The organism is Pseudomonas sp. GW456-12-10-14-LB2 (genome assembly GCF_002884345.1).
GTDB lineage: Bacteria > Pseudomonadota > Gammaproteobacteria > Pseudomonadales > Pseudomonadaceae > Aquipseudomonas > Aquipseudomonas paraglycinae.
Genome location: NZ_POHV01000005.1, coordinates 84,774 through 96,511, shown reverse-complemented (window position 1 = coordinate 96,511; position 11,738 = coordinate 84,774). Strand labels below are relative to the sequence as shown.

The window sequence follows — 11,738 nt, the reverse complement described above, 5'->3', positions numbered from 1 at the left end:
TCAGCTCCGGTTTCTCTCGCCTCATGTCCGCCATCACCACAGATCTGCCTGCCCTCGCCCAATCCATCAAGGACTGGGGCCGCGAGCTGGGCTTCCAGCAAGTCGGCATCAGCGGTCTGGATCTGGCCGAGCATGAGCAGCACCTGCAACGCTGGCTCGAGGCCGGCTACCACGGCGAAATGGATTACATGGGCGCCCACGGCAGCAAACGCTCGCACCCCGAAGAGCTGGTGCCGGGCACCTTGCGCGTAGTCTCACTGCGCATGGACTACCTGCCGGGCGACACGCAAATGGCGCAATTGCTGGCAAAACCGGAAAAGGCCTACATCTCGCGTTATGCCTTGGGCCGTGATTATCACAAGTTGATCCGTAAACGCGTTCAACAACTGGCGGACAGGATTCAATCCGAGATCGGCCCGTTCGGCTTCCGCGCCTTCGTCGACAGTGCGCCGGTGCTGGAAAAAGCCATCGCCGAACAGGCCGGGCTGGGCTGGATCGGCAAAAACACCCTGGTGCTGAACCGCAAGGCCGGCAGTTACTTCTTTCTCAGCGAGCTTTTCGTCGACCTGCCCCTGCCGGTGGATGAACCCCACAGCACCGAACACTGCGGACGCTGCACCGCGTGCCTCGACATCTGCCCGACCAACGCCTTCGTCGGCCCGTATGTGCTGGACGCGCGACGCTGCATTTCCTACCTGACCATCGAGCTGAAAAACGCCATCCCCGAAGACCTGCGACCGCTGATCGGTAACCGGGTGTTCGGCTGCGACGACTGCCAGATCTGCTGCCCGTGGAACCGCTTCGCCCGCCCGTCCGGTGAAAGCGATTTCAAGCCACGGCACAATCTGGACAATGCCGAACTGGCCGAGCTGTTCTTGTGGGATGAAGACAAATTCCTCAGCAGCACCGAGGGTTCGCCGTTGCGCCGCGCGGGTTACGAGCGTTGGCTGCGCAATCTGGCGGTGGGATTGGGCAATGCGCCTTCAACGATTCCGGTGCTGGAAGCATTGAAGGCGCGACGGGATCATCCGTCAGAGTTGGTTAGAGAACATGTGGAGTGGGCGTTGCGCCAGCATCTCGATGAAAGTACGTGATGCCCTCACTCACGAACTCTCCACACCACTGTCCTCACCTTCGAAGGCTAAAATCTGCGGTTGTAACTGGTTTTCTCCATCAACTTGAATCAGTACTCTCCTATCCAGGCCAGCGGCCTCGATATAGGCACTGACTCGCTGCAGAGTGGCCTCATCCAGCGGATTGTTTCGAAAGTTAAAATTGACCTGTTGAATATCCGGCACCTCAAAAAGTTCGTCTGGCAAGTGTTCAATTTCGTTATTGCGCAGATCGGCAAATGCCAGGCTTTCGCTTTCAAATAGCCCGACAGGCACCTCGTTCAGCCCTGTATCCGAGAGATAAAGACTGTCCAGGCGCCTCATGAATCTGAGGTCGGGCGACAGCCCGAGCGGGTTGTTGCTCAAGTCCAGCAGCGTCAGTTGTTCAATGTGGGCGAGGCCTTCGACGCTGGCTTCGGTGAGCCGTATGTCACAGTTGTCCAAGGTCAGCGTCACCAGTTCCCTCATCTGGTACACCTCAGCGGGAAACGATTTCAGGGCAAAGCCCGACAGGGTGAGATACCGCACACCCGGAAAACTCGCGAGAAAGGCGCTGTCTTCCAACGGGGAAGTGCTGGTCAGACTCAACTCGCGAACATGGCTGAAATCCGCCGACAAACGAGGCAGGCTGCCAAGTACATCGAGATCGTAATCCAGCGTCGATGGCGAATACGGATTGGCGCTGGTTGCCTTCCGGGACCAATTGTCCTGAAGTTCCTGTGCAAAACGCTCTCGGCTTGTTCTCTGCACGCCAATCTCGGTACTTGTCAGGGGCAACCCCGTGACCGGGTGCCGGGACGGCACCTGCCCGGCCCACGCGCCAAGATCCTTCAACAGAGTGAAGTATTCCGCTTCCAGCCGGGCCACTGCCAGCAGCGGATCACCCGTCAATCGCTCGCGGTGCATGGAAGTCCGAGCATCCTGGGCCATGGTCGGAAACAACGCTGCCAGACGCTCATCTACATTGCGCGCCAGCCCCGACGGGGCATCGCCTCGATCCAACGGGTTCCCTGATGCTATAGGGTGCCAGTACCTGCCCTCGGCGTCCGGCTCCATCAGCGGACCGGAAGCCTTGAGTTCTCTGGCGACCGTCGCGCGAAAAAGGCCGCTTTCGGTATCCCGAACCACTTGTACGAAATGATCGTCGGAAACAGCCACATACTGGCGCTGCTTGAACTCCCGAACGCCCTGCGCATCGACCTCGCCGAGATTTTTTCGGGCGGGCACCCGGTAGTCCGCGAAAGAAGTGGGCGAGGCAACTCCCGCTACTTCATTGATCGCGAAAAGCTCCACGCTCGGCCTGGGATTGGTTATCTGCGCCGTCGTGACAGGATCCGGCAGGAAAAGAGACGGTCGCGGATCCGGGCGATGCGGCAGGGCTGAGAGGGGAGAATCCCCTCTGGGCACACGATGAGAACCATCGGCAGCAGAGTCATTTATTTTGCTGGAGCCAGGTTTGATCCTGGGTGATTTGTCAGCCATGAAACTCTCATCCTTGAGATTGGGTTGCACTGATAACGGAGTGCTACGCGAACCGTATCGAACGCGCAGGTCAGTCAGCCAAACCTGAATTGTCTGGCCCTCGAAAAACCATCATACCGCCGTGCTTGCTGCGCACTGTCGTACATATGTCTACCGCATGAGCCTGCATTCTCACACTGCAGCCTGGAGGCGCGTTGATTGCCTGATCAGTAAATTAAAGAGAAAAGGCGCCTTCAGCGATTCCTCTTGGAACCACCGAAGGCGCGACCGGATCATTCCTCAGAGTGTATCCGGCAAAAGCTCGAGTGGGCGCTGCCCTCCCGGCCATGGCACGCCAGGCCCATCAAGCGCCTCGAACGGTATGACCAAACGCATGCATGGTTACCGTCCGGGTGTCATGGTTTGCAAAGAAAAACAGACGTGTGGCCTGGTTAAGCCTGATTTCCGTGTAACCCGTGTCATTGAAGTAACCTGGGTCGCGGAGCTGACGCGGGTTGGGAGACTTGAAAGGGACCATCTCATTGTAATAAGTCTTGCCCCCAAGACCATTTGCAGCTTCACTTGGAGACTTTCCTCCGTCCTTGATTGCATCCTTGAAACGGAAGAATTTATCCCTTGAAATGTCATCAAGGTCTTCAAAGCCGGGAATGGCGCCTCTTCCTGTTTTTTGACCATCTACCGTCCCTCTGAAGCCCTGTGTCTTGTATGTCCATTTTCGTGGACCTGCGCTCGTTCCCGAAGTGCTTCGCCCCCCCATTCCACTCGCCATGGCTCTGGCGGCCTCGCGAGGATTAGTGCTCAACCCTGACTTGAAAGCCCCCGCCAACCTGCTGGCACCTTTGATAGCCTGACCCGCCAGGCCGGCGCCAAGGGATGCCAACCCAAGTCCCAGACTGATGTAGCCAAGGACGTCACCCGCCGAAGAATCCGGGGCCAGTTCATGAGCCAGCTCGCTGGCGATAGCGGTAACACCCGAGGCGACTCCCAGCCCGATGGCCAGCACACCGAGTGGCGAGGCCGCTCCCAGCGTCAGAAAACTCACCGCAGTCCCCAGTGCTGCTAGCGCAACCCCGGCAATCGACTGCCAGGAAACATGCCCCGTAGGATCCACTCGGTTAACCGGATCGCCAAGGCAATACGCGTAAGCATTCAAGCCGCCTGCATCGAACGGACTCAGGCTGTCCGGGCTGATGAAGCGCATCAGTGTCGGGCTGTAGGCCCGGTAACCATTGCCCAGCAGATACAGACCGGTGACCTCATCCAGTTGCTCGCCATTGAAACCCGCCTGACTGAACAGGCCTCCCTCGACAGGCCGATGCCCGTAGGGACTGTAGGCGCTGTCGAGCGATTGTTCGCCATGCGAGCGACTCAGCACGCTCTGCTGCTGGTCAGCCCCGAAAAGCCGGATACCCGCATCCGCTCCCAGTTGCTGCTGTCCCAATATCAGACGGCCGTGTCGCACGACACTGCGTGATTCAGGACCACTGACTTCGTTGCTCATTTTGTTGTGGTGATAGAAGCGCTGCACCGCCGACTTTCCGGATTGCGACAGCTCGACCAGCCGATCGAAGCCGTCGTATTGGTAACCACGCAGGACCTCCCCACGTGAATCGATAACCTGAGTCAGGCGGCCAAACGTGTCGTAGGCCAGAGTACGGCCCTTATCGTCCTTGATCATCCGGCCGTTGGCGTCGTATTCCAGGGTGACCGGTGCCGGATAGTCGGCATGAGAATGTTGAACCCCGACCAACTGGGCCGGATCCTGTTCGCTGAAACTGAACGTCGTCACGTTGACACCCAGAGGGAACGTGGTTTGCAAGGAGAGAATGTTATCCAGCGCATCGAACGTGAATGTTTGCTGGATAATTTCCTTGCCATAAGGGTCCCGCGGTCGCTGGATCCCTTCACAGTCGTACTGGATGAGTCGACCGCGTGCATCGTAAGAAAACCGCTCATCGCGCAACACCATGAAGCCGCGTTTGAGAACCTTCTGCGCCAGCTTGCCCGTCACGGTGTAACTGGAGCTCAGCGTTTGAGAGAATAACCCGTTGACTTCAAAACGGCGGGTCAGCTCACGACCGATATCATCGTAGGTCAGATGCGTGAGGATATGATGCCCGGACAGGGTATCCCGGGTTTCGATCCGCTCAAGCAAACCAGCCTTGCCATAGAAGTATCGAGTTTCTATCGGGCCTTGCCTGTGCAAGGTTTCGCGCCCCCAGATGTCGTACTCGGTTTTGTGCCGCGTGCCCGATACGTCCACGTGTTCCAGAGGGCGCCCCGCCAGGGAGTAGGTATGGGAGGTCGTCCGGCGCTGCCCGTCAAAGCGGGTTGTTTCCGACTTCAGACGCCCGGACGGAAAGTACTCGAACAGATTCTCACGTCCTTGCTCGACGCAACTTTCCATTCTGCCGTTTCGTTCATCGTAGGTGAAACGGGTAAGCCCTCCGCCTCCTGTTAGCGCTTTGCGCTCAGTCAAGGCGCCACCCGGACCCGATGAATAAACAAACTCGGTCGTTTCCCCTGCCGCACTCGTGTGCGATGTGGGCTGAGTCTTGCCGGCCGGATAAACTGCAACTGACTTGCGCCCGCCCACCGAAAGCTCGGTCAGCCGATTCAAACCATCGAAGACTTGCTGCCCCAACAGTTTCCCGGCGACTCTGATGGCGACCGGCAAAACCTCGGTGCTGTGGAAAGCAAAGTCGGTCTGCACCGCATGCCCGTCCGGCAAAACACTGCGAAACAGTCGATCGTACGTATCGTACTCATAACCGGTCCTGTTCCCGGCGGGGTCGGTTTGACTGATCGTTCGACCCAATCCGTCGTACTCAAAGACGGTTTTGCCGAGGCTTTGCGCCTTGAGGTCGAAGACTTCAAGGCTGTCCGGCTTGCCGAAGGCATTGAAGACAGTGACAGTTTTACCCAGGCCTCGCTGCCAGCGCTTCTGCTGGCGAGCCACCGGGTCGAACTCGTTATACTCGACTCGCCCGTCGGCATGGCGAGTCTCCTTGATCTGACCCCAGTTGTCGTAAAACACCTGCGATTTCACAGGACGTGCAACACCGTCCCACCAGTCGGTGCGGGTCTGCTCAGTCAGTCGTCCGACCCGATCATGGAGCGCGGCATAGACCGCTCGCATCGGAAATGAGCCTGCCGGATCCGGGTTGTCGCAATCCTTTTCTTCAACGCCTATGACCCTCCCCAACGCGTCATAGGTAACTTTTTGCATGCCTCCCGACGGATCGGTCAGAACCACCGTGGCCGGCACGTCTACCTTGGCCGTTTCGTGACGCCATTGATACGAAGCAACATTCGTCGTGCCAGAGACAAGCGTCTTGCGTACACGACGTCCAAGCTTGTCGTATTCGAATGTAACCACACTGTCGTCAGCATCGCGCTCGGACAGCGTCAAACCACTCAGGGTGGAAAGCGTTTGCTCGGTCGAACTCGCTGTACCGTCGAACCCCTGCAAGGTTGTCTTCAGCCGCAGGGAGAAATCGTCGGTCGTGTAGGCATGCTCGATACAAGTCGTCGTGCCGTTGCGAGTGACCTTCTGCTGCTCCAGGAGGCCGTGTGTAAGAGGGTTGTCCGGTGTTTCCAGATAAGTCAGCGCAAGGGTCGAACGAAGAACTTCGCGATCTGCGACCCACTCGAAAGATTTTTCCTCGACAGGCACCACACTGGCCAGCGTCCCGCCCTTGAGCACGGAGAGCAAGGCATAGCGATAACGCGTGACGATGGACGCACCGCCACCCGTCGCGGGAGCCACGGTTTTTTGCTTCAGGAAGCGGACAAACTCCAGCGGATCCGCTGGACAATCCGGTGTCTGGGTCGCCGGATAGTATTCAAACCGCGTTGTCACCCCGTCCGCCCCGACCTGTTTGAGCAGGTTGCCGATGGCATCGTATTCAGTGACAGAGGCCTCGGAACGCTTCTCTTTTGTCGTCAGGTCCTCGTAAGTCAGGGTCTGGACTTCAGGCATCCGGAACTGCGCGGGCTGCTGGGTGAAAGGCAGTCTCACGTCACAGTAGTACCGCGTTGCAACTGATGTTTGCGCATTACCGCAAGTGGTCACCTCGGAGATCAACAAATGGAACTTGTTGTAGGTTCGCTTGATACGGGTGTGGACTTTGTTCCCGACAATCAGCCGCTCTTCGCTGGAGTACTGATAGCCCCCCACGGCGCGGAAAAGAGGATCGCCATCGTCCTGGGGATCCGCTGCAACGCCGTGCCCAAGGTAATTATGGTCCGAATAGGTGTAGATCTTGCTGACCTTCGGTTGCCCGTATCTGGCGTAAATATCGTGGGCAATGACGCAAGGCAGGCTTTGATCACCCTCGACGGTCGGAAATAGATGGCCGACTTCCTTGTAGCGAATGTTTTCCACGGCACCCAGGGGCGATTCAACTCGGGTCAGATAACCGTCTGCGTACTGCAGCTTCCAGCCCCCACCTTCCGGCAAATCGATGGCGTTGACCTGATCGTTTCTGAGCGTCAGAGCAAACTCAGCGCTGGAGGGCGTCTCCGGATGCCGGGTCAGAATCACCCTTGTGTCTTTGCGGGCGATCTTGAGCAACGTTCTTTGGAAGTCGCTGATCTCGATCAGCATCGGCTGCTCATTGAACGTCCTGTACTTCAGGGAAATACTCACGCCATTGGCTGCGAATATCGTCTCGGGAACCGCGATGTTGGTCGCCCCATGGACCCTGAGCACTTCACGTCGACCATCCTTGTATCGGATCTCGTATCGTCCATCAGCAGTTTTCAGAACCTTGGCGCTTTCCAGCTTCATTTCCTTGAAATGCAAGGCTCCCCGCGACTCGACAGCTTTGTAGCGCTCGCCGCTGGAGAACGTCATAACCTTACTGCGCAAGTCATAATGGGTGATCGACAAGGACCAGCCAGCGCCATAACCGGCATTGCGCGAATTCAACGGATTGAAATTCAGCGCAAGATTGAATGAAGGGCCGTTAAGGTCGACGGACTGAATAGACCCAAGGGATAACGAACAGGTATAAACGCCGGTTCTGGGATCGACCCCGCCGGCTACAAAATCACCAAAATTGAATGCATTCGAATGCACGGACTCCGGAGAGTGGTTACTCATAACTAACATCCTGTCATTTATTTGCGACAAACTGTTTGCGCAAGAAGATTGCAGAGCAACGCCAAGAGAGCGTCAAATTGAAAAATGCATTTCAACTTAATGTGAATGACCGATTTGCAATATCCGGGTTTATACGTATCCGATGTTCGGTGCCATACTCGTCGTAGACATTTAGATCCAGAAACTCCCGGCGTATCACCTTACTTTGGAGTTCTGCTGTTATATGGGTGATTATCGAGATCGTACCGGGATCCTGACGCAACGTCCGAAAGCCACTCGGCGTGCGCGCGGTCACCTGATCGCTGAAAGCAGGACCAATGTAACCGATATAACTTCTCAAACCGGCCGACACTTTTGTTGCATCGCCGGAATAGAAAAACTCGCTTGCATATTCGGTTTCCTGCTGTACCGTCCCGCTGGACCATTCGAGCAAATGAATCAGACGACCTTCTGCGTTTAAGGTCAGACTGTGCTGCTCCATCCTTTCAAACAGACCTGGCCGATCCAGCACCCTTGTCCTGGCCAGCATGAAATTGGCGATCGGATATTGCCTGGGTGAGATGGCCTCCAAGGTGATACTGCTGTCGCGTCCGTCCTGGCCGTTGCTTCGATACCTTTCGCCATCCAGGATGACCTCGGCAGCAATCTGCATCGACCCCGAGCGACTGCTGGAAACCCAGTACTCAAAAACCTGGACGACCTCCGAAGGGTCGGACAATCGATTGCCGGCGGCAGGCACCAATGGCGAGACCCGTGCGTGCCCCCCCTTAATGTCGTGGGCAAAATGATTCTCCCGGGAGCTCGCTGTCCAGTCACCTGTCAGCGGTGCGGCGGAGTTATAGTCAATCAACCGAAGTGTCTCCAGAGCAGAGTGGCCATGGAGCGAAACAGCGTTGCCTTGCGCATCTTCACCAGAAATCAGCACCAACACCCGAATCTGCATGCGACCGTTGGCATAAAGTGCTTTATGGCGAATGGCCGCCGAAGAATCGAACTTCACTTCAATACGCTGGATAATCAAACCTTCTTCAGACATATCAAACCCCTTAAACAAAAAAGTTATCGCGAAGCTTGAATAGCATTCACGCCAACTCATTGATACACGCTCCAAAAACAAATAAAACAGACAACCAGTGACAACATGTAATCACACACAATGAAACAACGATAAACTCACTTCCGACTCTGAACTGCTCAATACCCTCTTCAACAAACGGACATTTAATTACGCACAATAAAAAACCGTTTTCCCGCAATCATTTAAAACTGCGAGAAAACGGCTAAATTAACCGTAGCAACAAATCGGGCGATATCAGAAAACCAAGCGCGCGCTGCCACGCGCACCTCCAATCTATAAAGGTGTCGGCACCGCTGTATATTTAATTGGCAAGGTCGGATCCTTTTCGACGAAAAGAACTCAAGTAGTGAATGCACCTCGCCGCAGACTCATCCCCGTTCCAGAAAGAACTCACGCTTTTCAGAGTTGGTCCGAATGGCCAACTTGTGCTCCGTGCCATATTGGTCGATTGCGACAAAGGGAAACACGCCATCCGCACTGGATTCGGCCGCCGTGTATGCGAACTCGGAAAGCGCTTGCACGACGGTCAACTCGCCGTGACGATCATTGACTCTGACGACATACTCTTTGGTCTTTGCCGAAGAATCCAGAGCGTGATCTCGAAATATATAATTTACAAAGGTATTGTCATTAACAGGTAGCGCAACAGTGACATCAGTTTTATTCGGCCTTACCAGATTCCCTTTCAAATAGTTGGTTTTCGACGCATATATCCAGTTGCCATAGGCAAACTTGACATCATCCGTACCTTTCGAAGAAACCCAGTCCACCAGTTTGATCTGCTGTCCCTGATAAACAAGTCCGAGATAGTAGTTCCAGATCCGGTTTCCCGGCTCCTCATTGCCTCGTCTGTTCGAAGTCCAGCGAAACTGTTCTACCGAGTAGGTAACCGGCACCTGAGCGTCCAGAGTGACACTGCTGTCCTGAAAACCGGAAAGACCGGTTCCATTGCTTCGGATAGTTGCCCCGTTCAAAGAAACACTTGCCGCGATTTGCGTCGTGCCGCTACCCGCGGACGATACCCAGAATGTGCGCACTTGCGGGTGGATACCATCATCCGGCTCATCGTCAGAGGGTTGTGCTGCATCCTGTATCACCGGCGCTTCCAGCGTAAATCGACCTTGTTCGGTACTGGCACTCCAGCCATCGCGCAAGGTTCTCCCGGTGTTGTAGTGAATAAGTTCAACCGTATTCATGACTTCTGCTGGAACCAGAATTCGATCCCCGTTTCCATCATAACCCGATACCAGCACCTGAACCTTTACTTGCATACGGCCGTTGCCGTACAGCACTTTACTTCGCGTTAATGACGAAGAGTCGAACTTCACCTTCAAGTCGATATTGTCCAGCCTTTCAGGATGGACCAACTGATTTCCTGACACTTCGTTAAGCTCACTCATATTTTTACTCCTTGTGTTTGACGTCATTCCATACCTCGCAAAGCAAACGCGAAGTGAGACATGAATAACATGCAACCACAAACCGGCAAAAATTTAAATGTAAGAACCTGTAGCTAAAATGAAAGCAGAATCAGCAATTTGAAAAACCCGGCCACATTACCTCCGAGATACATTCATCATGAAATGTAAGCTCGAAAGAAAAAAACCACGAAGAACGTAAAGCAGCCGCACTCGACAACACAGATAGCGAAAAAATCATTCGCTGGCAGAACAGCTACGAATTCATTTGCGCAAGGTCTCAATGTTCGTCGTTATAAACGAACTTCGGCATTTCCCAATGAAAACGAATCGCCAGCAGGCGCAACAGGAAGCCACCAAACAGCGTGATCAGAATCGCCTGCTCGCCCGGCACGTTCAGGAACAGACACAGCATGTAGCACCAGGCCGCAGCGAACGAGACGCTGGCGTACAGCTCACGGCGGAAGATCAGCGGGATGTCGTTGCAGAAGATATCGCGCAGGATGCCGCCGAACACGCCGGTGATCACACCGCTGACCGAGGCCACCAGCATGCCGTGGCCCATTTCCAGGGCGGTCATGCAGCCGATCAGGGTGAACGCCACCAGACCGACCGCGTCGAGCACGAGAAACAGCGAGCGCAGATGGCGCATCCAGCGAGCCGTGAACACGGTGATCATCGCCGCGACTGTGGTCAGTATCAGATATTCCGGGTGTTTGACCCAGGTCAGCGGGTAATGCCCGAGCAGCACGTCGCGCACCGAACCACCACCCAATGCCGTGACGCAGGCGATCAGCACCACGCCGAACCAGTCCATGCCGCGACGGCCCGCAGACAGGGCGCCGGTCATGGCTTCGGCAGTAATGGCGACGAGATAGAGCATCAGCAACATGGTGGCGATCCTGGCAGGAAGGCGCGCAGTCTACTCACTTCACCGAGGCACCAAAAGAGGGCGCCCCGGCGTGGGTGCCGATCTCAGAACTTGATGAAATGCTTGCGGTAGTGCTGCAGCTCGGCGATGGACTCGCGGATGTCATCCAGCGCCAGGTGGGTGCTGCCTTTCTTGAAGCTGTCGCGCACCTCCGGCGCCCAGCGCGCGGCCAGTTCCTTGAGTGTGGAGACGTCGAGGTTGCGGTAGTGGAAGTAGCTTTCCAGCGACTTCATGTGGGTATAAAGGAAGCGACGATCCTGGCAGATGCTGTTGCCACAGATCGGCGACTTGCCCTTCGGCACCCACTTCTCCAGGAAGGCGATGGTTTCGGCTTCAGCCTCGGCCATGCTCACGCGGCTTTCACGCACGCGCTGGGTCAGGCCGGAGTTGCCGTGAGTGCGGGTGTTCCACTCATCCATGCGGGCGAGGACTTCGTCGCTGTGGTGGATGGCGATCACCGGGCCTTCGGCCAAGGTGTTCAGGTCACTGTCGGTGACGATGGTGGCCATTTCGATGATCACGTCGTTTTCCGGATCGAGACCGGTCATTTCCAGGTCGATCCAGATCAGATTCTGCGGGTTTTGCATATTTCGGCTCCTGAGCAATGCTG

The 11,738-nt window shown here is 55.8% G+C and carries 7 protein-coding genes; 1 reads left to right on the top strand and 6 read right to left on the bottom strand.

Translation table 11 applies throughout. The features are described from left to right. Positions 1-23 precede the first annotated feature (23 nt). A complete protein-coding gene (gene queG, locus C1X29_RS04840; RefSeq protein WP_085746503.1) occupies positions 24-1,094 on the top strand; it encodes a tRNA epoxyqueuosine(34) reductase QueG in 1,071 nt (356 codons plus the stop codon). Between the two features lie 9 nt (positions 1,095-1,103). Here queG and C1X29_RS04835 read toward each other — a convergent pair whose 3' ends face one another. The 6 genes from C1X29_RS04835 to orn all read right to left on the bottom strand — a co-directional run bounded on the left by C1X29_RS04835 (position 1,104) and on the right by orn (position 11,715). After that, positions 1,104-2,594, bottom strand: coding sequence for a leucine-rich repeat domain-containing protein (locus tag C1X29_RS04835; protein WP_102716966.1), 1,491 nt, complete (start codon positions 2,592-2,594; stop codon positions 1,104-1,106). Positions 2,595-2,937: 343 nt separating this feature from the next. Beyond that, positions 2,938-7,701 (bottom strand): RHS repeat-associated core domain-containing protein, encoded by a 4,764-nt coding sequence (locus C1X29_RS04830; RefSeq protein ID WP_256584321.1) that lies wholly within the window; start codon positions 7,699-7,701, stop codon positions 2,938-2,940. Positions 7,702-7,792: 91 nt separating this feature from the next. Then, a complete protein-coding gene (locus C1X29_RS04825) occupies positions 7,793-8,737 on the bottom strand; it encodes a hypothetical protein (protein ID WP_146023251.1) in 945 nt (314 codons plus the stop codon). Between the two features lie 410 nt (positions 8,738-9,147). Beyond that, positions 9,148-10,179 (bottom strand): hypothetical protein, encoded by a 1,032-nt coding sequence (locus tag C1X29_RS04820; RefSeq protein WP_102716964.1) that lies wholly within the window; start codon positions 10,177-10,179, stop codon positions 9,148-9,150. A 298-nt stretch (positions 10,180-10,477) separates the two neighbouring features. After that, a complete protein-coding gene (locus tag C1X29_RS04815; RefSeq protein ID WP_102716963.1) occupies positions 10,478-11,089 on the bottom strand; it encodes a trimeric intracellular cation channel family protein in 612 nt (203 codons plus the stop codon). An 83-nt stretch (positions 11,090-11,172) separates the two neighbouring features. Beyond that, positions 11,173-11,715: an oligoribonuclease gene (gene orn, locus C1X29_RS04810; RefSeq protein ID WP_102716962.1), complete on the bottom strand. Its 543-nt coding sequence runs from the start codon at positions 11,713-11,715 to the stop codon at positions 11,173-11,175. Positions 11,716-11,738 lie beyond the last annotated feature (23 nt).